This window comes from Bradyrhizobium sp. USDA 223 (assembly GCF_044909005.1).
Classification (GTDB): domain Bacteria; phylum Pseudomonadota; class Alphaproteobacteria; order Rhizobiales; family Xanthobacteraceae; genus Bradyrhizobium; species Bradyrhizobium yuanmingense.
On record NZ_JBIYDR010000001.1, the window covers coordinates 6145245 to 6169214 of the forward strand.

General features: G+C 65.2%; 23 protein-coding genes and 1 pseudogene. 15 read left to right on the forward strand and 9 right to left on the reverse strand.

All coding sequences use genetic code 11. The annotated features are described in order from the left end of the window. Window positions 1–116: 116 nt before the first annotated feature. Window positions 117–746 carry a J domain-containing protein gene (locus tag ABIA40_RS28660; protein WP_036014711.1) on the forward strand — a complete coding sequence of 210 codons (630 nt, stop codon included), beginning with the start codon at window positions 117–119 and terminating at the stop codon, window positions 744–746. Between the two features lie 112 nt (window positions 747–858). Here the strand turns inward: ABIA40_RS28660 and ABIA40_RS28665 are convergent, their stop codons facing one another. Beyond that, window positions 859–1953, reverse strand: a complete 1095-nt coding sequence (locus ABIA40_RS28665; protein ID WP_404544547.1) for a citrate synthase/methylcitrate synthase — start codon at window positions 1951–1953, stop codon at window positions 859–861. A 76-nt stretch (window positions 1954–2029) separates the two neighbouring features. On the opposite strand from ABIA40_RS28665, the gene ABIA40_RS28670 reads away from it, so the two are divergent. Beyond that, window positions 2030–3250 carry a citrate/2-methylcitrate synthase gene (locus ABIA40_RS28670; protein ID WP_404544549.1) on the forward strand — a complete coding sequence of 407 codons (1221 nt, stop codon included), beginning with the start codon at window positions 2030–2032 and terminating at the stop codon, window positions 3248–3250. 93 nt (window positions 3251–3343) lie between these two features. Here the strand turns inward: ABIA40_RS28670 and ubiG are convergent, their stop codons facing one another. Together ubiG and ABIA40_RS28680 are read right to left on the reverse strand one after the other, a co-directional pair. Beyond that, window positions 3344–4111, reverse strand: a complete 768-nt coding sequence (gene ubiG / locus ABIA40_RS28675) for a bifunctional 2-polyprenyl-6-hydroxyphenol methylase/3-demethylubiquinol 3-O-methyltransferase UbiG (RefSeq protein WP_404544551.1) — start codon at window positions 4109–4111, stop codon at window positions 3344–3346. Between the two features lie 14 nt (window positions 4112–4125). Continuing rightward, window positions 4126–4593 (reverse strand): PH domain-containing protein, encoded by a 468-nt coding sequence (locus ABIA40_RS28680; RefSeq protein ID WP_157285742.1) that lies wholly within the window; start codon window positions 4591–4593, stop codon window positions 4126–4128. A 151-nt stretch (window positions 4594–4744) separates the two neighbouring features. On the opposite strand from ABIA40_RS28680, the gene ABIA40_RS28685 reads away from it, so the two are divergent. The 5 genes from ABIA40_RS28685 to ABIA40_RS28705 all read left to right on the forward strand — a co-directional run bounded on the left by ABIA40_RS28685 (window position 4745) and on the right by ABIA40_RS28705 (window position 11855). Further along, window positions 4745–6001 (forward strand): aspartate kinase, encoded by a 1257-nt coding sequence (locus tag ABIA40_RS28685; protein WP_036014718.1) that lies wholly within the window; start codon window positions 4745–4747, stop codon window positions 5999–6001. A 336-nt stretch (window positions 6002–6337) separates the two neighbouring features. Continuing rightward, window positions 6338–8605, forward strand: coding sequence for a phosphoenolpyruvate--protein phosphotransferase (gene ptsP, locus ABIA40_RS28690; RefSeq protein ID WP_404544553.1), 2268 nt, complete (start codon window positions 6338–6340; stop codon window positions 8603–8605). 58 nt (window positions 8606–8663) lie between these two features. Next, window positions 8664–9749, forward strand: a complete 1086-nt coding sequence (gene prfA / locus ABIA40_RS28695; RefSeq protein WP_157287482.1) for a peptide chain release factor 1 — start codon at window positions 8664–8666, stop codon at window positions 9747–9749. A 3-nt stretch (window positions 9750–9752) separates the two neighbouring features. Then, window positions 9753–10634 carry a peptide chain release factor N(5)-glutamine methyltransferase gene (prmC, locus tag ABIA40_RS28700; RefSeq protein WP_275507738.1) on the forward strand — a complete coding sequence of 294 codons (882 nt, stop codon included), beginning with the start codon at window positions 9753–9755 and terminating at the stop codon, window positions 10632–10634. Window positions 10635–11096: 462 nt separating this feature from the next. Further along, window positions 11097–11855: a DUF4167 domain-containing protein gene (locus tag ABIA40_RS28705; RefSeq protein ID WP_271539737.1), complete on the forward strand. Its 759-nt coding sequence runs from the start codon at window positions 11097–11099 to the stop codon at window positions 11853–11855. Between the two features lie 110 nt (window positions 11856–11965). On the opposite strand, the gene ABIA40_RS28710 is transcribed toward ABIA40_RS28705, so the two are convergent. Continuing rightward, window positions 11966–12712, reverse strand: a complete 747-nt coding sequence (locus ABIA40_RS28710) for a methyltransferase domain-containing protein (RefSeq protein ID WP_036014737.1) — start codon at window positions 12710–12712, stop codon at window positions 11966–11968. Window positions 12713–12820: 108 nt separating this feature from the next. Here ABIA40_RS28710 and gloB point away from each other — a divergent pair, with 108 nt between their 5' ends. After that, on the forward strand, window positions 12821–13588 hold the full coding sequence (gloB, locus tag ABIA40_RS28715) for a hydroxyacylglutathione hydrolase (RefSeq protein WP_036042630.1): 768 nt from the start codon (window positions 12821–12823) through the stop codon (window positions 13586–13588). 37 nt (window positions 13589–13625) lie between these two features. Next, entirely contained in the window at window positions 13626–14048 is a 423-nt protein-coding gene (locus tag ABIA40_RS28720) for a cupin domain-containing protein (RefSeq protein ID WP_271539738.1), read from the forward strand. 11 nt (window positions 14049–14059) lie between these two features. On the opposite strand, the gene ABIA40_RS28725 is transcribed toward ABIA40_RS28720, so the two are convergent. From ABIA40_RS28725 to ABIA40_RS28735, 3 genes are all read right to left on the reverse strand, one after another. Then, a complete protein-coding gene (locus tag ABIA40_RS28725) occupies window positions 14060–14929 on the reverse strand; it encodes a DMT family transporter (RefSeq protein WP_271539739.1) in 870 nt (289 codons plus the stop codon). Window positions 14930–15071: 142 nt separating this feature from the next. Next, window positions 15072–15797: an acetoacetyl-CoA reductase gene (gene phbB, locus ABIA40_RS28730; protein ID WP_404544558.1), complete on the reverse strand. Its 726-nt coding sequence runs from the start codon at window positions 15795–15797 to the stop codon at window positions 15072–15074. A gap of 243 nt (window positions 15798–16040) precedes the next feature. Then, on the reverse strand, window positions 16041–17219 hold the full coding sequence (locus ABIA40_RS28735; protein WP_271539741.1) for an acetyl-CoA C-acetyltransferase: 1179 nt from the start codon (window positions 17217–17219) through the stop codon (window positions 16041–16043). A gap of 312 nt (window positions 17220–17531) precedes the next feature. On the opposite strand from ABIA40_RS28735, the gene phaR reads away from it, so the two are divergent. Both phaR and ABIA40_RS28745 read left to right on the forward strand, forming a co-directional pair. After that, the gene (gene phaR / locus ABIA40_RS28740; RefSeq protein ID WP_027577426.1) at window positions 17532–18122 is read left to right on the forward strand and encodes a polyhydroxyalkanoate synthesis repressor PhaR; all 591 of its coding nucleotides are present in this window, start codon (window positions 17532–17534) and stop codon (window positions 18120–18122) included. Between the two features lie 41 nt (window positions 18123–18163). After that, window positions 18164–18781 carry a class I SAM-dependent methyltransferase gene (locus ABIA40_RS28745; RefSeq protein ID WP_404544560.1) on the forward strand — a complete coding sequence of 206 codons (618 nt, stop codon included), beginning with the start codon at window positions 18164–18166 and terminating at the stop codon, window positions 18779–18781. A gap of 143 nt (window positions 18782–18924) precedes the next feature. On the opposite strand, the gene ABIA40_RS28750 is transcribed toward ABIA40_RS28745, so the two are convergent. Next, on the reverse strand, window positions 18925–19812 hold the full coding sequence (locus ABIA40_RS28750) for a branched-chain amino acid aminotransferase (RefSeq protein ID WP_404544562.1): 888 nt from the start codon (window positions 19810–19812) through the stop codon (window positions 18925–18927). 107 nt (window positions 19813–19919) lie between these two features. Here ABIA40_RS28750 and ABIA40_RS28755 point away from each other — a divergent pair, with 107 nt between their 5' ends. After that, window positions 19920–20855, forward strand: coding sequence for an alpha/beta hydrolase (locus ABIA40_RS28755; RefSeq protein WP_404544565.1), 936 nt, complete (start codon window positions 19920–19922; stop codon window positions 20853–20855). 10 nt (window positions 20856–20865) lie between these two features. On the opposite strand, the gene ABIA40_RS28760 is transcribed toward ABIA40_RS28755, so the two are convergent. Then, on the reverse strand, window positions 20866–21111 hold the full coding sequence (locus ABIA40_RS28760; RefSeq protein ID WP_128265485.1) for a hypothetical protein: 246 nt from the start codon (window positions 21109–21111) through the stop codon (window positions 20866–20868). Between the two features lie 212 nt (window positions 21112–21323). Here ABIA40_RS28760 and ABIA40_RS28765 point away from each other — a divergent pair, with 212 nt between their 5' ends. The 3 genes and pseudogenes from ABIA40_RS28765 to ABIA40_RS28775 all read left to right on the forward strand — a co-directional run bounded on the left by ABIA40_RS28765 (window position 21324) and on the right by ABIA40_RS28775 (window position 23964). Continuing rightward, on the forward strand, window positions 21324–22196 hold the full coding sequence (locus ABIA40_RS28765; RefSeq protein WP_404546379.1) for a hypothetical protein: 873 nt from the start codon (window positions 21324–21326) through the stop codon (window positions 22194–22196). A gap of 486 nt (window positions 22197–22682) precedes the next feature. After that, window positions 22683–22988: pseudogene (locus ABIA40_RS28770) on the forward strand (PAS-domain containing protein); the annotation flags it as partial. A gap of 106 nt (window positions 22989–23094) precedes the next feature. Continuing rightward, complete coding sequence (locus tag ABIA40_RS28775) at window positions 23095–23964, forward strand: GGDEF domain-containing protein (RefSeq protein ID WP_404544568.1); 870 nt, start codon at window positions 23095–23097, stop codon at window positions 23962–23964. Window positions 23965–23970 lie beyond the last annotated feature (6 nt).

Below are 23970 nucleotides of genomic sequence, written 5' to 3' on the forward strand. Positions count from 1 at the left end.
AGGTGCGCGCTCGCATCCCGTCAATACCCGGACGTCCAAGCTCGTCGCGACCGGGTGCTTAGCGAATTGCAATGTCAAGACTTGAAGGTTTTTGCATTGCGTAGTCAAAGTCAGCCATGCCGATCGATTCATCAAAGTTCTTCGACTCCATCCGGGTGAAGCCGCGAGGCAAGCAGCCGGAAGTGAAGCCGCGCGACACCGCGGTCAATTGCGAATGGGCGGGCTGCGCCAACAAGGGCTCGCACCGGGCGCCGAAGGGCCGCGAGAACCAGCGCGAGTACTGGCACTTCTGCCTCGACCACGTGCGCGAGTACAACCAGAACTACAATTTCTTTTCCGGCATGAATGCCGAAGCCGTTGCGCGCTATCAGAAGGATGCGCTGACCGGTCACCGCCCGACCTGGAAGATGGGCGCCAATGGCGGCAAGAAGGGTGCGGAAGAGATCGACATGGCGGCCGATCCTTTCAGCATGTTCTCCGAGATCAACGGCCGCGCCAGCTGGCGCAAGGGCCCCGAAGCGGAGCCCAAGGCCGAGACGCGCAAGGTGATGAACGCCGAGCGCAAGGCGCTTCAGGTCATGGGCCTCGGCCCCAGCGCAACGCTTGCCGACGTCAAGACCAAGTACAAGGCGCTGGTGAAGCAGCACCACCCCGATGCCAATGGCGGCGACCGTTCGACCGAGGACCGCCTGATCGAGATCATCAAGGCGTACAATTATCTGAAGACGGTCGTGCGCGAGGCGTAAGGGCCTCCCCGCTTTCGTAGCCCGGATGGAGCGCAAGCGTAATCCGGGACCTTTCTCTCACAATGACGACTTTCCCCGGATTACGCTTCGCTCCATCCGGGCTACGCATTCCCTACGCCTCCGGCATCGCCCCGACATATGACGAGCTCGGCCTGATCAACCGCCCCGTCCGCTGCTGCTCGCGGGCATGCGCGGTCCAGCCTGCGCTGCGCGCGACCGCGAAGATCGGCGTGAATGCCTGCCGCGGAATCGCTAGCGCATCGAGCAGGATCGCGGTGAAGAACTCGACGTTCGTCTCCAGCGGCCGCTCCGGGTTCTTCTTGCGCAAGGCGCTGCGGATATAGGCCTCGACCTCGCCGGCAAACGGCAAATCGGTGCCATTGGACGCAAGCGCCTCGACCGCGGTCTTGAGCACGTCGGCGCGCGGATCGCGGACGCGATAGACGCGGTGACCGAACCCCATCATGCGCTCGCCGCGCGCCAGCGCCGCATCCACCCAGGACTGAATGCGCTCGCGCGACCCGATCGCGTCCAGCATTTCCAGCACCGGCTCCGGCGCGCCGCCATGCAGCGGACCGGTCAGCGCGCAATAGCCGGCGGTGACGGCCGCGAACAGGTCGGCCTGCGTCGAGGCCACCACGCGCGCGGCGAAGGTGGAGGCGTTCATGCCGTGGTCGCTGGCGGTGACGAGATAGGCGTCCAATGCCGTGATCTCGCGCGTTGCAGGCGAACGCCCGTGCAGCATGCGCAACGTGTCGGCGGCATGGCTCACGTCGGGATCGGGCGCGACCGGCTCCAGCCCCTTGGCGCGCCGGACCAGCGCGCCCGCGATCACCGGAAACGCGCCGACGATCGTCGTCTCGTGCTCCAGCCCGTGCTCGGCGCGAAGTCCGGCGACGGCGGCACGAAACCCGTCGATGATGCCCATGCCGCGCGCCGCCGGGAGCAGGTCCGGCAGCCGCGCGAAGGCGCGCTCGCGCGCCGCGCCCAGGTGCGAGCGCACGTTGGCCTCGGTGAGGGTGGTCTTGCGGGCGCCGTTCCAGAGCCGGGCGGTGACGTCCTCGAAGCTCGAGAGTGCGGCGAGCCGTCCGACGTGCTCCCCGGCAATGATGAGCTCGCCGCGCTCGCCGTCGACATGGCTCAGCACGGTCTCGGCCGCGGGAACGCCGTCCAGCCCGATCTGGCGGCTGGTGAGGTGGATGTTCATGACCCAAATCTCCTGTTCACGGAGAACAAGGTCAGGCCTCTCGACACGTTGATCAATCTTGATTACATAAATCAATATGAAAAATTCCGATGGGCTGTATCTCTCCGCCCGGGAAGCCGCCGCCGAGCTAGCGATCTCCCCGGCCACCCTCTACGCCTATGTCAGCCGCGGCCTGATCCGCTCCGAGCCGACGCCGGACTCGCGAAAGAACCGCTATCGCGCCGAGGATGTTCGTGCGCTGAAGGAGCGCCGTGTGCCGTCGCCGGAGCCACGCGGCCTGCGCAGCTTCGATGCCGATCTGCCGGTGATGGACACGGAGATCTCGACCATCACCGAGGAGGGCGCGATCTATCGCGGCGTCAATTGCGTCGATCTGTCTGAGAACGACACGCTGGAGCACGCCGCGACGCTGCTGTGGGATGTCGCCGACGTCGATCCGTTTGCCCCCGACAATCAACCGGAACTCTCCGAGGAAATGCGCGTGATCGCGGAGGCCGCGCGCCGGGCGGCACCGATCGACCGCGCCATCGCCGTGCTCGCACTGGCCGCGAGCGTCGATCCCCGCGCCTTCACCCGGGCACCCGATGGCCGCGCCATGGTCGGCGCGCGCATCGTCCGCCTGCTGGTTGCGACCATGCTCAATGCGGAAGCCTCGGCCGAGCCGCTGCATCAGCAGGTCGCGCGTGCTTGGGCGGCGGACAACAAGCACGCGCCCGATTTGATCCGCCGCGCGCTGGTACTGCTCGCCGATCACGAGCTGAATGCGTCGACCTTCACCGCACGCTGCGCGGCCTCGACCGGCCTCAACCTTTATGACTCCGTCATCGCCGGGCTCGCCGCGTTGAAGGGGCCGAAGCATGGCGGCGCCGGCGTCCTGGCCTCACAGCTCGTCAAGACCCTGGTCGACCGCGACGTCGAGCCTGTCGTGCGCGAGCGCGTCGCCCTCGGCGAACGCTTTGCCGGCTTTGGCCACGGTGTCTACAAGCACGGCGACCCCCGCGCGCAGTCGCTGCTGAACGCGCTGTCGCGCTCCGGCGCGCCGCGCAAATTCACCAGGGAAGTGCCAGAGCGGATCGCGGAGGCCACCGGCGAGTTCGTCAATATCGACTACGCGCTCGCCGTGCTGGTCCACGCACTGCGCCTGCCCGCCGGCAGCGAGCTGGCGCTGTTCGCGATGGCCCGCAGCGTCGGCTGGATCGCGCATGCCAGCGAGCAATTGCAGTTCGGCAAGCTGATCCGGCCGAGGGCAAGATATGTGGGTCCTGCACCGGGACGCAGGGCGGGGGCTGCCGGTTAGAACCTCCGCGAGTGCGGCACTTTGCGCATTCGTCCCTGCGAACGCAGAAGGACAGCGTTCCTGGAGTAACGGCTCGCACTCACCCGCGGCAGTTCACACCATCGCTTCCGCGACCACCATGTAGTTCACGTCCATATCGGACGACAGAGACCATTTGTCGGCGAAGGGCGAGTAGACGACGCCGGTCTGCTCGGTGATGACGAGACGGTTGTCGAGCAGATATTTCGTCAGCTCGTCGGGCGTGACGAACTTGTTCCACTCGTGCGTGCCGCGCGGTAGCCAGCGCAGGACGTATTCGGCACCGACGATGGCGAGGGCAAAGCTCTTCCAGTTGCGGTTAAGCGTCGAGACCACCATCAGACCGTTCGGCTTCAGCATCGCGGCGCAGCGCTTCAGGAACATGCCGACGTCGATGACGTGCTCGACCACCTCCATCGCCAGCACGATGTCGAAGCGCTCGCGCGGGTCGATCTCCTCCACCGTGGTGCAGCGATAGTCGATCGCCAGATGGCTCCTGTCGGCATGCAGCTTCGCCGCCGCGATGTTGCTCGCGGAGGGATCGATGCCGATGACCTGCGCTCCGAGGCGCGACAGCGGCTCGCAGAGCAGGCCGGCGCCGCAGCCGATGTCGAGCACGCGCAAGGACCCAAGACAATTGAGGCTGCGCACGTTGCGCTCGAACTTGCGGCAGGCGGCATCGCGGATATAGCCGAGCCGCAGCGGGTTGATCCGGTGCAGCGGCGCCATCTTGCCCTTGGGATCCCACCATTCCGCCGAGAGTTTCGAGAATTTCGCGATCTCGGCGACGTCGACGCTCGAGCCGGGCTGGGCGGAAAGAGAAGTATTTTGCTGCATGCTCATGGTTGGGCGCGGTCCTACCGCGTGGTGATCGAACTACGGAAGGCGAGCGGCGAGGCGATCGTCCGGATGGTTTCGCGACCTTCGCCGACTCCGTTGATGGTCACATCGCCGTAGTTGAGAATACGTCCAAGAATTGTCTGGTTGACATCGACGCTCTCGACCTTGTCCAGCGGCATCTCGAAGGTGCGGCGCTGGATGAACCCGGTCTTGTGCACGACCCTGAGGTTAGTGACGTCGGTCTCGGTGGTGAAGCGATGGAACCAGCCCTTCACGGTCCAATACAGGGCCGCCAGCGCTACGAGACCTGCCGCGCCAAGGCAAAGCAGAACGAGCCAGTCGACCATCGCCTGCTGCGACAGGACGAGCAGGGCGAGCGCCACGATCCAGGCCACGATGGCCGGAAAGTAGAAGATCCAATGCGCATTGGTCGAATACAGCACTCGCTCGCCGGGCTGCAGGATCTCGTCGATGTAACGCGCCATGATCTAGCTTAACCCACTACCCCGCCCTGCCCCCGCAGGAACCCGCTTGCCCCCGGCCCCGCCGCTCTGTATACGCGCGGTCGGTGTCCCCGAGGCACCCGTCCAGTGCGGGCCACCATACTGATCCTTATGAAGGAATGCACGCGTCGTCATGAGCCGCCTCGTGATGAAATTCGGCGGCACGTCCGTCGCCAACATCGAACGTATCCGCAACGTCGCACGCCATGTGAAACGTGAGGTCGATGCCGGCCACGAAGTGGCCGTGGTCGTCTCGGCGATGGCCGGCAAGACCAACGAGCTGGTCGCCTGGTGCACCGAGGCCTCGCCGATGCACGACGCGCGCGAATATGACGCCGTGGTCGCCTCGGGCGAACAGGTGACCTCAGGCCTTCTTGCCATCGTGCTCCAGGGCATGGGGATCCAGGCCCGCTCCTGGCAGGGCTGGCAGATCCCGATCAAGACCAGCGACGCCCATGCCTCGGCCCGGATCGAGGACATCGACGGCAGCGAGATCATCAAGCGCTTCAAGGACCGAAAGGAGGTCGCGGTCATCGCCGGCTTCCAGGGCATCAACCCCGAGACGGGTCGCATCACCACGCTCGGCCGTGGCGGCTCCGACACCTCGGCCGTGGCGATCGCCGCCGCCGTCAAGGCCGACCGCTGCGACATCTACACCGACGTCGACGGCGTCTACACCACCGACCCGCGAATCGTGCCGAAGGCCAAGAGGCTCGACAAGATCGCATTCGAAGACATGCTGGAACTGGCCTCGCAGGGCGCCAAGGTGCTCCAGGTCCGCTCGGTGGAACTCGGCATGGTCCACAACATGCCGATCTTCGTCCGCTCGAGCTTCGACAAGCCCGAGGATATCGACCCGCATGCCAACCAGCCGCCCGGCACGCTGATCTGCAGCGAGGAGGAGATCATGGAAAGCCACGTCGTCACCGGTATCGCCTTCTCCAAGGACGAGGCTCAGATCTCGGTGCGCCAGATCGAGGACAAGCCCGGCGTTGCGGCCTCGATCTTCGGCCCGCTGGCTGATGCCAATATCAACGTCGACATGATCGTGCAGAATGTGTCCGAGGACGGCAAAACCACCGACCTCACCTTCACCGTGCCGGCCGCGGACTTCACCCGCGCCAAGGATACGATTACCGCGGCCAAGGCCAAGATCGGCTATGCGCGGCTCGATACCGCCACCGATGTCGCCAAGATCTCGGTGATCGGCAGCGGCATGCGCAGCCATGCGGGCGTCGCCGCCCAGGCGTTCTCGGCGCTCGCCGGGCGGAACATCAACATTCGGGCCATTACAACCTCCGAGATCAAATTTTCGGTCTTGATCGACACCGCCTATACCGAGCTTGCGGTGCGCACCTTGCACACGCTCTACGGTCTCGATCAGACCTGATGGTCTTTCCGGAAAACCGCTTCGCACTTTTCCGGACAGCGCTAAAAGGCTAATTTTCTCTTAGCGGTCGCAGCAAACGCGAAGGTGTACACACCTTCGCGTTTGGCAGGCGTTTTGCTTGGCAAAACAAGCCTCAATTCGCTATACGGCGGACAGGGTGGGCTGCCGCAGACTGTGTCCCAGTTCAGGCGGCGCTGATTCGGTACGAGCGCTCAATCTCCCGTGGATTTGGGCTTGTGCCTGCGCCGGACAAACAATTTGATTGTTTTTCTGGAATTTTGGTCCAGCCGCCGGCCGATATCGCCGGGCCCGGCCGATGGAGGAGATTGACGGTTCATGCGGAGCGCGTCGGGAGGTCCCCGCGTCTTGTTGAGACGGCTCCGCGAGACCATGGCGGAGCAGGTCTCGGCCCAGGAGCGGCTGGACAAGATCGTGGTGCTGATCGCCGCCAACATGGTGGCCGAGGTGTGCTCGGTCTATGTGCTGCGCATCGACAACACGCTCGAGCTCTACGCCACCGAAGGTCTCAACCGCGAGGCGGTGCACCACACCGTGCTGAGCGCCCATGAGGGCCTGGTCGGCCTCGTCGCCAGCGAGGCGACGCCGCTCAATTTGAGCGACGCGCAGAGCCACCCGGCCTTCTCGTTCCGGCCCGAGACCGGCGAAGAAATCTACCATTCCTTCCTCGGCGTGCCGATCCTGCGCGCCGGCAACACGCTCGGCGTGCTGGTGGTGCAGAACCGCGCCAAGCGCAATTATGTCGAGGAGGAGCTCGAGGCGCTCCAGACCACCGCGATGGTGCTGGCCGAACTGATCGCCTCCGGCGAACTCTCCGCGCTGGCGCAGCCGGGTCAGGAGCCGGCGGCGCGCCATTCGGCGCAGAAAGTCGGCGCCATCCTGTCGGAGGGCATCGCGCTCGGCCATGTCGTGCTGCACGAGCCGCGCGTCGTCATCAAGGATTACATCGCCGAAGACCTGCCGAAGGAGATCAAGCGGCTCGACACCGCCCTCGCCAAGCTGCGCGCCGATCTCGACCGCATGCTGGAGCGCGGCGACGTCGCCGAAGGCGGCGAGCACCGTGAGGTGCTGGAAGCCTACCGCATGTTCGCCAACGACCAGGGCTGGTCGCACAAGCTGCACGAGGCGGTCGCGACCGGCCTCACCGCGGAAGCCGCGGTCGAGCGTGTCCAGTCCGACACCCGCGCACGCATGCTGCGCTCAACCGACCCCTATTTGCGCGACCGGCTGCACGACCTGGAAGACCTCGGCTACCGCCTGATGCGGCAGCTGGTCGGCCAGGATCATGCGCCCTCGCGCGAGCAGCTGCCCGACAACGCCATCGTCATCGCCCGCGCGATGGGCCCGGCGGCGCTGCTCGACTATGACCGCAAGCGCCTGCGCGGCATCGTGCTGGAGGAAGGCACCGCCAACTCGCACGTCTCGATCGTGGCGCGGGCGCTGGGCATTCCTGCGGTCGGCGAGGTGCCGAACGCGCCTGGAATCGCCGACCCCGGCGACGCCATCATCGTCGATGGCACCTCGGGCTCGATCTATGTGCGCCCGTCGCAGGAGATCGAGGCCGCCTTCGCCGAGCGCGTGCGCTTCCGCGCCCGCCGCCAGGCGCAGTACCTGGCGCTGCGCGACCGGCCCTGCGTCACCAGGGACGGCCAGAAGGTCGAGCTGATGATCAACGCAGGTCTTGCGATCGACCTGCCGCATATCGAGGACACCGGCAGCGCCGGCATCGGCCTGTTCCGCACCGAGCTGCAATTCATGGTCGGTCAGAGCCTGCCGCGCACCAGCGACCAGCTCGCGCTCTATCGCACCGTGCTCGATGCCGCCGGACCTAAGCCCGTCACCTTCCGCACGCTCGACATCGGCGGCGACAAGGCGCTGCCCTATATGGAAGCGGTGATCGAGGAAAATCCCGCGCTCGGCTGGCGCGCGATCCGGCTCGGGCTCGATCGCCCCGGCTTGTTGCGCGGCCAGATCCGCGCGCTGCTGCGGGCCGGCGGCGGCCGCGCGCTGCGCATCATGTTCCCGATGATCTCGGAGGTCGCCGAATTCGACTCGGCCAAGGCGCTGGTCGAGCGCGAGCTGACATACCTCCGCCAGCACGGCCACACGCTGCCTGAACGAATCGACATCGGCACCATGGTCGAGGTGCCCGCGCTGCTCTACCAGCTCGACGAGCTCTTGAAGAAGGTCGATTTCATCTCGGTCGGCTCCAACGATCTGTTCCAGTTCCTGTTCGCGGTCGACCGCGGCAACGCCAAGGTCTCCGAGCGCTTCGACACCATGTCGGCACCGATCCTGCGCGCCTTGCGCGACATCGCACGCAAGGCGCACGCGGCGCAGAAGTCGCTCTCGCTGTGCGGTGAGATGGCTTCCAAGCCGATCGGCGCACTGGCGCTGATTGCGCTGGGCTACCGCTCGCTCTCGCTCTCGGCGACCGCGCTCGGCCCGGTCAAGGCGATGGTGCTCGACCTCGACGCCAAGAAGGCGGAAGCGATGCTCAATCCTCTGGTGGATGCTCCGGCAGGCAGCGTCTCGATCCGGCAGAAGCTGATGGAATTTGCCGAGGCCGAGGGCCTCGCGTTGTAGCGGGCCTGTCGTCCGCTTGCGCCGCCCTCGCCTCCTTCCGCCCTTTGAGACTGAACCGATGTCGTCACTCCCCGAAGCCAAACTGGACGTCCTGCTCGCGCATCACGCCTCGCTCGAGGCCGAATCGCTTGGACAGCTCGCCTCCGAGCGCTACGTGCAGATCACGCGGGAGCTCGCCGAGCTCACGCCGCTGATCGAGGCGGTGAAGGCCTATCGCGCCGCCGTCAGGGAGCTCGCCGACACCGAGGCGCTGATCGCCGATCCCGCCACCGATGCCGAGATGCGCGGCATGGCGGAAGCCGAACGCGACGAGCTCGCGCCGAAAATCGAGGAACTGGTCCAGAAGATCCGCGTCGCGCTCCTGCCCAAGGACGCCATGGACGACCGCAACGTCATGCTGGAAATCCGCGCCGGCACCGGCGGCGACGAGGCTTCGCTGTTCGCCGGCGACCTGTTCCGGATGTACGAGCGCTTCGCCAGCTTGCAGGGCTGGAAGGTCGAGGTGATCTCCGCCAGTGAAGGCACCGTCGGCGGCTACAAGGAAATCATCGCCGAGATCCAGGGCCGCGGCGCATTCTCCAAGCTGAAATTCGAATCCGGCGTGCACCGCGTCCAGCGCGTGCCCGACACCGAGACGCAGGGACGCATTCACACCTCCGCAGCGACGGTCGCCGTGCTGCCCGAGGTCGAGGACGTCGACGTCGACATCAAGAATGACGACCTGCGCATCGAGACCATGCGCGCAGGGGGCGCCGGTGGCCAGCACGTCAACAAGACGGAATCGGCGATCCGCATCACCCACATCCCGACCGGCATCGTGGTGATGATGCAGGACAGCCGCTCGCAGCACAAGAATCGCGCCTCCGCCATGAACATCCTGCGCTCGCGCATCTATGACGCCGAGCGGCAACGCGTCGAGGCGGCGCGCTCGGCCGAGCGCAAGGAGAAGGTCGGCTCCGGCGACCGCTCCGAGCGAATCCGCACCTACAATTTTCCGCAAGGACGCGTCACCGATCATCGCATCAACCTCACGCTCTACAAGCTGCCGCAGGTGATCGCGGGTGAAGCGCTTGGCGAACTGATCGACGCACTGACTACGGAGCACCAGGCCGCACAGCTCGCTGCGCAAGGCGCGGCGGCCTGAGGCGTGAGCAACCCCTTCACCGGACAATCCATCGAGAGCGCGCGGCGGGCGCTGGCTGCGCAACTGAGATCGGCACGGCTCGACGAAGCCGAGCTCGACGCGCGCATCCTGATCAGTGCGGCACTCGGCCTCGACCTCACCGGCCTGGTCACGCAGGCGGCCCGTCTCCTGACCGCGGCCGAAGCATCGCGGCTCGCGCAACATGCGCAGCGCCGCATCGCCGGCGAGCCGGTGTCGCGCATTCTCGGGACGCGCGAATTCTGGGGCCTGCCGTTCCGCCTGTCGGAAGCAACCCTGGTGCCGCGCCCAGATACCGAGACCGTGGTCGAGCTTGCGCTCGAGATTCTCCGCGAGCGGCAGGCACCTCACCCGCCGCGTATCGCCGACATCGGCACCGGCTCGGGCGCGATCCTGCTCGCGCTGTTGCACGAAATCCCCGATGCGTTCGGCGTCGGTACCGATCTCAGCCAGAACGCGCTCATGACCGCCAGGGACAATGCAGCGGCGCTGGGACTCGCCGACCGCGCCGCCTTCGTCGCCTGCTCCTACGCAGCGGCGCTCGGTGGCCCGTTCGACCTCATCGTCTCGAATCCGCCCTATATTCCCTCGGCTGAAATTCCGAAATTGAGCATCGAGGTGCGCGAGCACGACCCGCATCTGGCGCTCGACGGCGGCAATGACGGATACGACGCCTATCGCGCCCTGATCCCGCAGGCGAGCGAGCGGCTCGCCCCCGGCGGCGCCCTGGTCGTCGAGGCCGGACAGGGCCAGGCCCAAAATATTGAAACCTTGATGAGGGCCGCCGCGTTATCGCTGGACAGGTCACCCAAGGCCGACTTGGCGGGCATTCCGCGGGCCGTTTCGGCCCGAAAAATGCCCCCATAAAAGCCGGATTGGCCTACAAAAACCACTTGGAATATCCCGTGGGAACGACTACGTTCCGGTCAACACATCGGTGCCGGCCCCGTAGACCTACGGGCGAAAGCCGGGCTCTCGGGCGAGAGCTTTACTGATTGAAGGTTCCAAGCCGCAGGTCCTGTTGAGCGCGATGGCCAGTGGAGCTGCGCTGCTCTCTCCGACCGCAAAGTGAACGAAAGCCTGATATTGCGCTTGAACACTTACGCAAGAAAGCTGGGCTTGTTTCGGCAGGCGAAATGAATGGGTTCGCTGGCAATGGATGCTGGCGGGTGGGGAACGCGTCTTTGTTGAACGCGACGGTCGACGAACATCGGCAGGGTTGGATCCGCTTTTGCGCGGTGCGCGCAAGACATGTGAGCCACTGTCACCAGGTCACTCCTAGCAATCAGTAATGCGTGCAACCTTTAGGGCTGGAATTAAAGGCAGGACATGAGAAACGGTCAAAACAAGCAGCGGATGCGCAACCGCAACAACAATAACAACAACAACCGGCGCGGCCAGAACCCGATGACCCGGGTCTACGAATCCAACGGACCCGACATCAAGATTCGCGGCACCGCTTCGCACATCGCCGAAAAGTATCTCCAGCTTGCACGTGACGCGCGCTCCTCCGGCGATCCCGTTGCAGCCGAGAACTACTACCAGCACGCCGAGCATTATTTCCGCCTGATCGCCGCGGCTCAGGAACAGTTCCGTCAGAACCAGCAGCCGCGCGGCGATGAGCCCATCGCCAGCAGCGACGAGGGCGAGGACGACGGTGAGAATTTCTCGGCCTTCGGCCAGGAGCCCGGCTTCGTCCCGCAGCCCCAGCCGCAGCCCTTCGTGCGCGACCGCGACGGCCAACGCGATCATCACCAGCGTGATCACCAGCCGCGCGACAACCAGCCGCCCTATCAGCGCGACAATCAGCAGCCGCGCGAGCACCGCGAACGCGATCACCGTCCGCAGCCGCAATATCAGCCGCAACCCGCCAACCAGCCGCAGCCTGTCATCGCCGATGGCGGCGTCGACCGCCTGCCCTCCTTCATCACCGGCGCGCAGCCGCAGGTGAACGGCAATCAGGGCGGCTTCGAGGGCGGCGGTGGCGGCGAGCGCTATCCGCGCCGGCGGCGCCGGCCGCATGGCCCGCGCCCGGAGCGTGAAGCCGCTCCGGTTGCTTCCAGCGACGAAGTCGCCCCGGGCGAGTAAGCTCTTCTGACTTTCCGACTCGAATCGTCCCGGCCTCGCCGGGACGATTTGTTTTTGACACTGTGCGTTGGCCGGGCACAGACCCACCTCTCCCGAACGGAGAGGTGAAGCTAACTGCGCGTCACCGTCGTCGAGGATGGCACCAGCACGGGCTTGGCGAGCGAGGGAATCAGCCGCGCCCGCTCGCGCTTGGCGGGGATCGCGCGGTAGACCTGCTTGGTCGCCTCCACGATGTGGACGCCAGCAAAAGGCAGCGACAGCGCCGCACCGGCACGTTCCCACATCTGGGCCGATTTCAACACCCAGCCGCCGGCATAGGGCGGCATGAACAGCGCCTCCCCCCAGGCGGTCGGCGTGAACCAGGTCTGGCGCAGCAGCTCGGTGATCTGCGAGCGCGAATAGGGCCGGCCATGGCCGAATGGCGTGCTGTCGGTGCGGGTCCACACCCCACGCCGGTTCGGGATCACGGCGATGACGCGCCCGGAGGGCGACAGCACGCGCCACACCTCGCGCAGCAACGCGGCCGGATCGTCCGACATCTCCAGCGCGTGCACCAGGAGAATGCGGTCGACCGCCGCGTCGGGAAGCGGCAGCGAGAACTCATCCACCAGCGAGGCCAGCGCGGGCCGTCCCGTCGGCCATTTCAGGACACCCTGCGCCGCCGGCATGAAGGCGAGGCAGCGCTCGGCGTCCTCGCGGAACAACCCCAGATAGGGTGTGGGATAGCCGACGCCGAGCACGCGCTGGCCCTCGGCGCTGGGCCAGCGCTCCCTGATGCCGCGATTGATCATTTGCCGCGCCACGATGCCGAGGCGGCGGGAATAGAACTCGCGGAGGTCGACGACGTCGATGGTCATGACCGCAATGTAACATGCGCCAGGGCGCCGCTGCGCGCGGAATATTGCATTGCCTGCGCAACGTTAACGCCATATTTGTCTGGCGGGGCTGAGCGCGATGGAGATGACATGGCCGCCGAAATTCGTACTTTCAACTGTTTAAACGACAATTTCGGTTATCTGATCCACGATGTGGAAACCAAAGCGACGGCCTCGATCGACGCACCGGAGGCCGGCCCGATCCTCAAGGCCCTGGAGCGCGAGGGCTGGCAGCTCACCGACATCCTGATCACCCATCATCATGGTGATCATGTCGGCGGGGTCGCCGAGCTCAAGCAGAAATACAATTGCCGCGTCGTCGCGCCTCACGACAAGACCACGAAAATCGCCAACGTCGACCAGCGCGTCGCCAATGCCGACGTGGTCAAGATCGGCAATCTGCTGGCGCGTGTCGTGGAGACGCCCGGCCACACGCTCGACCACATCTCCTACGTGTTCGACAATGAGAAGACGGTGTTCGCCGCCGACACGCTGTTCTCGATCGGCTGCGGCCGCGTGTTCGAGGGCACCTATCCGATGATGTGGGATTCCCTGCTGAAGCTGCGCGCCCTGCCCGACGACTTCAAGCTCTATTGCGGCCACGAATACACGGCGTCCAACGTCAAGTTCGCGCTCACCATCGAGCCGGACAACGCGGCCCTTCAGGCGCGAGCCGCGGAGGTGACAAAGCTGCGCGCCGAGAACAAGCCGACCATTCCCTCGCTGCTCGGCGAGGAGAAGCGCGCCAACGTGTTCCTGCGCGCCGATGAGCCGGCGGTCGCGGCCAAGCTGCACATGAAGGGCGCGGATCCCGCTGCGGTGTTCGGCGAACTGCGCGAGCGCAAGAATAAATCCTGACGCACAAGTCCTGAAGCAAACATCCCGACGAGGATCGATGCCGACCGCAGCCGAGATCATCGCACGCCTCGAACTCCGCCCGCATCCGGAAGGCGGGTATTATCGCGAGACGTTTCGCGACCAGAGCACGGACGCCAACGGGCGTTCGCGCTCGACGCTGATCTACTTCCTGCTCGCGCGCGGCGAGCGTTCGCACTGGCATCGCGTCGATGCGGTGGAGACGTGGCACTATTATTCCGGCAGCCCCTTGACGCTGCGCATCGCCCATGACGGCTGCTCGCAGCACGAAGTGCGGCTCGGCGCCGACCTCGGCGGCGGTGAGCGGCCGCAGGCGATTGTGCCTGCGCTGGCCTGGCAGATGGCGGAAACCACCGGCGAGTGGACGCTGGTCGGCTGCACCGTGGCACCCGCATTCGAGTTCGCGGGCTTCGAGCTCGCGCCGCCCGGCTGGGAGCCGTAGCTCCGCTCCAATCATCGCTTCCGCAGCACCATGTCCTTGGCCGCGATCAGGCCGCCCCCGGCAATGAGGATCGCAGCAAATGCGATGTTGGCGCTGGCCTTGGCGAAACCGGCAGCGATGAGGAATCCCGTCGAGAGCAATGGCGTCGCGTAGGAGGCGGCGCCGAGCACACGGATGTCGCCGCGCTTCATGCCGATGTCCCAGGCGTAGAACGCGGCACCGACCGGGCCGATGCCGAGCGCGATGACCGAGAGCCATTGCACCGTGGTCTCCGGCCAGACCGTGGTTTCAAGCAGGCCGTGCATCAGCGCGGCCAATATTGCCGTGGCAAGACAGAAGCCCGCGACCGCATCGGTCGGCACGGCTTTCAACCGGCGCGACAGCACCGAATAGGTCGCCCAGACGAACGCCGCGATGAAGGCCGCGATGAGACCCGGCACAGCTCCAGGCGCAAAACCGCTGGTATTGCCGGCGAACAGCAGCACCGTGCCGACGAGGCCGAGCACGGCGCCGATGATGTGATGCGCTGCCAGCCGCTCGCCCGGCAGGAAGGACGAGAACAGCACGATCAAGAGCGGCCATAGGTAATTCAGAAGTCCGGCTTCGGCCGGCGGGGCGAAGCGCAGCGCGAGGAAATACAGCGCGTGATAGCCGAACAGGCCGCCGACGCCGACGATCCAGACGGCGAGCGGCTGCCGCAAGCTTCTCGCCGCCTCGCTCCGCCCAATCCAGGTGAGCAGGCCGACGACACCGCCAATCGCGAAGGTCATGGCAGCGAGCTGAAACGCCGGGATCTTTCCGGTCGCCACCGTCATCACCGACAGCAGCGACCACATCAGAATCGCGGTCAGACCGATCAGCGTGGCAGTGCGGGGAGTCATTGGCCCAATGTTTCCGTCATGGCCGGGCTTGTCCCGGCCATCCACGTTCTTCCGTGGCGACGGCTGTTGTAAGGCCGTGGATGCCCGGGACAAGCCCGGGCATGACGATGTGGACAATATCAGCCGGCGTGATGCGATCGCATCACACCATGTACTGGCCGCCGTTGACCGACAGCGTCGAGCCGGTGATGGCGCCGGCTTCATCCGCGGCGAGGAAGAGGACAGCACGCGCGATCTCTTCGGGCTCGCCGAGACGGCCGATCGGAATCAGCGGCAGGATCGCCTTCTCCAGCACGTCCTTCGGCACTGCCTGCACCATCTCGGTATTGATGTAACCGGGGCAGATCGCGTTCACGGTGACGCCGCCCTTGGCGTTCTCCAGCGCCAGGGCCTTGGTGAAGCCGATCTCGCCGGCTTTCGCTGCGGAGTAGTTGACCTGTCCGAACTGCCCCTTCTGGCCGTTGATCGAGGAAATGTTGATGATGCGTCCGAACTTGCGCCCGCGCATGCCTTCGATCACCTGGCGCGACATGTTGAACAGCGAGCCGAGATTGGTGTTGATGACGGCGTTCCACTGCTCAAGCGACATCTTGTGGAAGGCACCGTCCCTGGTGATGCCGGCATTGTTGACCAGCACGTCGACCGGGCCGACCTCGGCCTCGACCTTCTTCACGCCCTCGGCGCAGGCCTCGAAACTACTGACGTCCCACTTGTAAACCGCAATGCCGGTCTCGGCCTTGAATTTCTCCGCGGCCGCGTCGTTGCCGGCATAGCTCGCCGCAACCTTGTAGCCGGCGGCCTTCAGCGCCTTGCTGATCGCAGCACCGATGCCCCGCGTACCACCCGTCACCAATGCAACACGTGCCATGTCGTATTCCTTCCCTCTTCCTTGGACGCTTCGGACTTTTCTGACGTGATCGCTTTTTAGCTACGGATTATGCGGTTGGTTTGACGGACATCAAGAACAAAACGCCCGGCATCGAGCCGGGCGTTTTTCTTTAGTCGAGGCTTGTCGGGTTGCGAAGAATATTTGATTTGCAACCGCTGCCTTTTTAGTCGCGTGCAACGCACGCGCTGACGTGTGCGGCGCACCCGTCAGCTGCGCGTAAGATCAGTCGCGCGCCACACACATGGCGATGCCCATGCCGCCGCCGATGCACAGCGTGGCCAAGCCCTTCTTCGAATCGCGCTTCTGCATTTCGTGCAGCAGCGTCACCAGCACGCGTGCGCCGGACGCGCCAACCGGATGGCCGATCGCGATCGCACCGCCGTTGACGTTGACCTTGGAGGTATCCCAGCCGAGGTCCTTGTTGACCGCGCAGGCCTGTGCCGCGAAGGCTTCGTTGGCCTCGATCAAATCGAGATCGCCGACGCTCCAGCCGGCCTTCTTCAGCGCGGCGCGCGAGGCCGGGATCGGGCCCGAGCCCATGATCTTCGGATCGACGCCGGCCTGCGCCCAGGACACGATCCGCGCCAGCGGCTTCTTGCCTTCCTTGGCGGCCTGCTTGGCGGTCATCAGCACCACGGCGGCAGCGCCGTCGTTGATGCCCGAGGCCGAGCCCGCGGTTACCGTGCCATCCTTCTCGAAAGCGGGCTTGAGCTTGGCCATCGCGTCGAGCGTGGCGCCGTGGCGCGGATATTCGTCGGCGCTGACGACGACGTCGCCCTTGCGGGTCTTGATGGTGACGGGGACGATCTCGTCGTTGAACCTGCCGGCCTTCTGCGCCGCCTCGGCCTTCTGCTGCGAGGCCACGGCGAACTCGTCCTGCTGGGCGCGGGTGATCTGCCATTGCCGCGCGACGTTCTCGGCGGTGTTGCCCATGTGGTAGCCGTTGAAGGCATCCCACAGGCCGTCCTTGATCATGGTGTCGACCAGCTCGAGGCCGCCCATCTTCACGCCGCCGCGCAGATGCTGGGCGTGCGGGGCCATGCTCATCGATTCCTGCCCGCCGGCGACCACGATCTCGGAATCGCCGTTGAGCAGCGCCTGGTAGCCGAGCGCAACCGTGCGCAGGCCCGAGCCGCAAAGCTGATTGACGCCCCAAGCCGGGCTCTCCACCGGAATGCCAGCGCCGATCGACGCCTGGCGGGCCGGGTTCTGGCCCTGGGCGGCGGTCAGGATCTGACCCATGATCACTTCGGAGACCCGGCCGGGCTCGATGCCAGCGCGCTCCAGCGCGGCCTTGATGGCGACGGCGCCAAGGTCATGGGCGGGAAGGGTCGCGAACGCTCCGTTGAAGCTTCCGACCGGGGTGCGGGCGGCGCTGACGATGACGACATCGTCTGACATGGGCATCTCCTGGGGCTTGAGGTTCTTGTGAAGGGGCAGGCGGGGCTGGAAAGCGATCGCCAGTCTCGTCAGCCATCCTGTTAACGTCGTTGAGGCATGTCAATCGGCCGGGGCCCGAATTCATACCGCAGCGCATTCAAAATAGCGTTCTTGGCGTTTTCGCAAGCAGGATTTTGCTCTGCAATTAACCGTGCCGCACAAAACGGTAGCGTGAGCCCTTTGAAAATGCTTATTTTGTTGCGTTGCGTACTCTTCCCGCCCTGCGGCATTGCCCGACAGGTTCCCGTTCTCCGCGTTTGCAAGTGAGAGCCCATGGCGAAATCAGACCAACCCACCACAATCAAGAAATACGCGAACCGCCGGCTCTATAACACCGGAACGAGCACCTATGTGACGCTCGAAGACCTCGCCGCGATGGTCAAGGACGGCGAAGACTTCCTGGTCTATGACGCCAAGACCGGCGACGACATCACCCGCTCCGTGCTCGCCCAGATCATCTTCGAGCAGGAGAACAAGGCCGGCCAGAACCTGTTGCCGACCACCTTCCTTCGCCAGCTGATCCGCTTCTATGGCGACAGCATGCAGATGGTGGTGCCGAAATATCTGGAGCAATCGATCGCGACCCTGACCCAGGAGCAGGAGAAGTTCCGCAAGCAGATCGCCAATACGCTGTCCGGCACTCCTTTTGCTCCGTTGGAGGAGCAAGTCCGCCGCAACATGGAGCTGTTCCAGCAGACCTTCTCGATGTTCAAGCCGTTCGCAGCGCCTCGTCCGGCGGCCACGCCCGAGCCGGAGCCCGATGCGAATGCCGAGGCGCCAAAGGACAGCAACATCGACGAGCTGCGCCAGCAGATGAAGGAAATGCAGGAGCGCCTCGAGCGGATGTCGAAGAAGGACGAATAGTCTTTCATTCGCGCCGGCCCCTGTACGCGGGAGGGCGAGCCATGTCTGACCGAAGCACGCATTGGGACCATGTCTACGCCACCAAGGGCGAGGCCGAGGTCAGCTGGCATCAGGATACCCCCGCGACCTCGCTCGCGATGATTCGCGCAGCCGGCTCCGATCGCGACACGGCCATCATCGATGTCGGCAGCGGCGCATCGCGCCTCGTCGATGCGCTGTTGCAGGACGGCTATCGCGACATCGCCGTGCTGGATCTTTCTGCCAATGCACTCGAGGCCGCGAAGAAGCGCATCGGTCAGGCCGCTTCGACGGTCGACTGGATCGTTGCCGATGCCACCACATGGCGTCCGGCCAGGACCTACGATGTCTGGCACGATCGCGCAGCGTTTCACTTCCTGACTGACCCGCGCGACAGGGCGGCTTACGTGCAGCGCCTGCGGTCGGCGGTCAAGCCTGGCGGCCACGTCATCATCGCGACGTTTGCACCCGATGGTCCCGAGAAATGCAGCGGCCTGCCGGTGCAGCGCCACGACAGCGCGAGCCTTGCGGCGGAGCTCGGGCCGGAATTTGAACTGATCGAGACGCGCAGCGAGACGCACCACACGCCGTGGGATTCGACGCAGGCGTTTCAGTTCAGCCAGTTTCGGCGGCAGAAATAGTTCTCGTCATGGCCGGGCTTGACCCGGCCATCCACGTCTTGAAGCGCGACGCGAAGAACGTGGATGCCCGGGCCTTCGCCGCGCCGTAGCGGCTTCGGCCGCGCAGGCGGGACAAGCCCGGGCATGACGACGGAGACTCCCAATCAAGCCGCCATCTTCACGGCATGCGCAAAGTCCCAGTAGAGCTTGCGCGCCTTGGCGTAGAACGGGCCCGGCTTCAGCTCGCGCTCGTCGATGCGGATCACGGGTGCGACCTTGGCGAAATTGCCGGTCGAAAAGATCTCGTCGGCGGTCAGGAAATCGGCGTAGCGCAGCGTCTTCTCGACCACGGTGACGCCGTCGGCGCGAAGCAGGCTGATGACGCGCTGGCGCGTGATGCCGTTGAGGAAGGTGCCGTTCGGCACCGGCGTGAACACCACGCCGTCCCTGGCCATGAACACGTTGGAATTGCCGAACTCGGCGACGTTGCCGAGCATGTCGAGCATCAGCGCGTTCTGGAAGCCGCGCGACGCAGCTTCGGCGAGCGCGCGCGAATTGTTCGGGTAGAGGCAGGCGGCCTTGGCTTCGACCGGCGCGCATTCAGCCGTCGGCCTGCGAAACGGCGACAGGGTGATGGCGTTGCCGACGGGTTTTGGCATCGGCGCTTCGTAGATGCACAGGCACCAATTGGTGGTCTCGGGGTCGAACAGCACGCCGCCGCCGCTTCCGTTCTGCGCCCAATACATCGGACGGATATAGAGCTCGGCATTTCCGGCAAAGCGCGCGATGCCTTCGTTCGCGAGCGTCAGCCAGGTGTCGGTATCGACCACCGCCTTCAGGCCGAAACTGATCGCAGATTGATTGGCGCGGGCGACGTGACGATCGAGATCGGGCGCAACGCCCTCGAAAGCGCGAGCGCCGTCGAACACGATCGAGCCGAGCCAGGCCGCATGCGTGCGCGGCCCCATGATCGGCACGTTGCCCTCGTGCCATTTGCCCTCGAAAAAGGTCCAGCTCGGCGAATAGTCGATGGGCTTCTTGATCTCGGCCATGACCGGCCTCCTTTCGAACGATCCGGCACTATTGTCCCAATTTCTAAACGATTTGCTGCGGACATTTCGTGAGTTACCCTCACTTCTATGAGAGGAGGGAAAGATCGATGCCGCTCGATCCGCTCGCAAAGCGTTTGTTGACCATGATGGCTGCGGCTGCGCCGCAGGCGCGGAGCCGGCCGAGTGTGGAGGTGCGGCGGCAATCGCTGGCAAAACTGATGCAGTTCGCCCGGGCCGAGGCGCCGGATGTGACGACATCCGACGGCAAGCTGCCCGGTCCCGGCGGCGAGCTGCCTTATCGCCTCTACACGCCGGCAGGCACTGAAGCGCCCGCACCTGGCTTCGTGTTCTTTCATGGCGGCGGGCTCGTCGCCGGCAGCATTGCCACGCATGAGCGCATCGCCGCGGCGCTGGCGCATGCCACCGGCTGCCGCCTCGTGTCGGTCGATTACCGGCTCGCGCCGGAGCACAGATTCCCCGCCGCGGTCGACGACGCGATCGCCGCCACCGAATGGGTAGCGCGCGAGGCGGCATCGCTCGGCATCGACGCGGACCGCCTTGTGGTCGGCGGCGATTCCGCCGGCGCCACACTCGCGGCGATCGTGTGCCAGAATGCGGCGCAGACCGCCGGCCTCGCCATCGCCGCGCAGTGCCTGATCTGCCCGGTGCTGGATTTCGAGGAGACCTCGCCTTCGCGCGAGGCCTTTGCCGAGGGCCATCTGATCGATCGCGCCACGATCGAAGCCGATCTTTCCGATTATCTGCCTGATGGCATCGATACCGCCGACCCCCGCATCTCCCCCTTGCGCGCGACACGTCTCACGGGTCTGCCGACCGCGATCATCCACACCGCCGAGTACGACCCGATGCGCGACGAGGGCAATGCCTATGCCCGCAAGCTGCTCGCCGCGGGGGTGGCGGTCGAGCATATCTGCCACGATGGCATGGTCCACAATTTCCACGCCATGGGCGCAATCCTGCCAAAGGCACAGCTCGTGCTGTCGCAGATCGGCGAGCAGGTGCGGCGGGCGGTGAAGAGGTGACAGCGCTCAATCACACGCGCGCGCCGATCACCGCGCGCGCTGCCGCGACATATTCCGGCCAGTGCGCGTCTGCATAACGCTCCGCCTGCCATGCGCAGGCGAGGTCGGGCGCATGCGCCGCCGCAATCGTGCGTGCGAAGCGCTCCTCCGCGACCGTCACTTCGCCGGACGCGGCCGCGGGTGCAGCCGCCGCAGCGGTCGGAACAACGGCGAGCCCCGCCAGACCGGTGAGCAGGATGCGGCGTGACGTGTTCATGGCTGTCTCCTCCATTCTTCGGCCAGCACTGTGGCGGGCGAGCGCATCAGTGCGATCATGGCAGGGTAACCGCACACATCCACGCCGTCCATCGCTTGCGGATGACGCTTGACCAAGCGAGCGATCACGTTCCATCTAGCAAGTGTTTCGCCCTCAATCGCCCCGCATCGGATCGTCACGTGACTCTTCGCAGCCAATCCCGTCGTCCGGCATTGCGCGCTGCCGCAGCGGGATTGCTGTGTCTGGCGATCCCGGCAGGCGGTGCCCTCGCCGCCGACGATGAGGAGGACGAGCCCGCAAAGCCGACCGTCCCGAACATCTATCTCGATCTCCGCACCATCTATGCGACGATCCCCGCAGGCACGCTCGCGCTCGGCTTCGGCAACACCTCGCTGTCAGCCGCGTTCCAAGCCCTGGCGGCGCAACGAGGCACGTCGCTGCCGAATGGACTGCCGGCCGCGAAATCGATTGCGATCGACCTGCCGCTGACCGTCGACGTCAGCGACCGCGTGTCACTCTACGGCGGCGTATCCGGCACGACGACGGATATCGGCGGCGGCTGGTCGTCCTTCGACATCACGAGCTGGAACATCGGCGTGCAGGCCGATCTCTACCAGCAGAATGGCGGGAAGATCCCGACCATCACGCTGCAATCGACCCTGACGCAGTCGGTGCCCAACGAGCAGGGCATGACGAATTCCTTCAACAACATCGTGGAATTCGACTACGCGGTCGACGAGGACGAGACACGGGGCTGGCTCGCCGGCCTGCAATACACCACCGTCACCATCGCCAGCCCGTTCGCCACGATCCGGCCGAACACGATCCTCTATGCCGGCGGCTACTATCAATGGCCGAGCAACTGGAAGTTCACCGGGCGCCTCGGCATGCAGTCGTTCGGCGGCGCCCAGCTCGCGGGCCGGACGCTGGCGGAATCCTTCACCCAGCCGGTCCTGCGGCTCGACCTCGATCGCATGGACGACAACGACAACCGCCTGTTCGGCATCACCGCGCAGATCGCCTGGATGCCGAAGCCGTCGTACCAGCTGACACTGCGCACGCCGCTCTACGCGGTGCGCAACTGATTGATTTATTGGGAACTTTCGGTCAAGCGCGGCGCTGCAATCGACGGCCGGGACAACGTTCCGCATCGCTCGTCAACCGATCATTAATTCTCATTCCGAAACATCGATTGCGTTACACCGCCGCAAAGAAGCTTGCGCGAAACTACCCCGGCTTTTCGGTCGTGTTCGCTTTGGAGGCTGCGAATGTCCCGCTTGGTTTCGGAACGGACGTTCCTTGCTGGGAAGATCTTCTTCAATTTCGGCCAGTCGTCGATCGATTGCGTGGTACGCCGGCTCACCGAGGAGGCCGCGACGCTCGAGATGGAGAGTAGCCTCGGCGTACCCGAGCGCTTCCAGCTCCGGCTCGCGGGGCGCGAGATCCTGACCTGCCGCGTGATCTGGCGATCGGATCGGCAGGCCGGCGTCGCCTTCGAACAGCCGAACAGCATCGAGCCAGCAGCCGGCGAGGAGCGGGAACGCTCGTCTGACGCGTTGATGCGCAGCCAGATGCTGGCGCTGCGCGCCGCGCTCGATCATGTACCGACCGGCATCGTGCTGCTCGATTCCCATCTCAGGGCACGCCTCATCAACCGGTCGTTTCGACAGATGTGGCACCTGCCCGACGAGGTGGCGGACAGTAATCCATCCATTCTCACCCTGCTCCATCACGGGCGCGACATCGGGGCCTATGAGGTGCCGGACCCGGACCTCGATGCACTGATCGCGGAGCGCGTCCGTGTGATCGAGTCGGGCGATCCAACCCCAATCGACGTGCGCCGGACCAATGGCGAGGTCGTGCGCGTCCAAGTCACACCGCTGCCCGACGGTGGCCGCATGCTGACCTACACGCCCGTCACCGACATCGTGCGCACCTCCGACGAGTTGAAGCGGCTGCGGGATGCCTTGGAGAACGTTCAGGATGGGAGTCCTGCTGCTCGATGCGGACCTACACGCCACCTTCATGAACCGGCGGATGCGACGGTTCTGGGAGGTCAGCGAAGACGAGGCGGCGAGCCGGCCGACCTACTCCTCGCTGGTCCGACGTCTGCATCGCGCCAGCGCGCCCAATCTTCCGAGCAGCGAGCTCGCGAAGTTTCCGGCGCGGCGCGTCGAGGAGGTCAAGGCCGGCGATCACGTGCGCGACCTACAGACGCCGGACGGACGCCGCATCAGGGCTCATTGCACCACGATGTCGAATGGCGGTCGCATGCTGACCTATGTCGATATCACCGATCTGACGCAAAAAGCCGCAATGCTGGAGAAGCTCGCCACCACCGATCCGCTCACCGGCCTCCACAATCGCCGCCATTTTCTGAACAACCTCGATGCGGAATGGAGCCGCTTTCAGCGCTACTATCGCTCCGTCTCGGTGTTGATGCTCGACATCGATCACTTCAAGTCGGTCAACGATCGCTACGGTCATGCCGTGGGCGACGCAGCAATCAAGGCCGTTGCGACCGCCTGCCTCGACGGCAAGCGCAAATCGGACATCGTCGGCCGTCTCGGCGGCGAAGAGTTTGCCGTGCTGCTGCCGGAAACCAGCCTGTCCCGGGCTAGGACGGTGGCCGAGCGCATCCGCAAGCGCGTGATGAGCACGCCGGTCTTTGCCGACAAGCTTCAGTTCGGTCTCACCGTGAGCATCGGCATCGCGGAGGCGACCGTCAGCATGTCCGGCATCGATGCGCTGATGGGCGCGGCCGACCATGCGCTCTACCAGGCCAAGGCCGAGGGTCGCAATCGCTGCATCGCCTGGATGCCCCCGCCCCCTGCAAACAAGGCGGCGGAGTGACGGAAA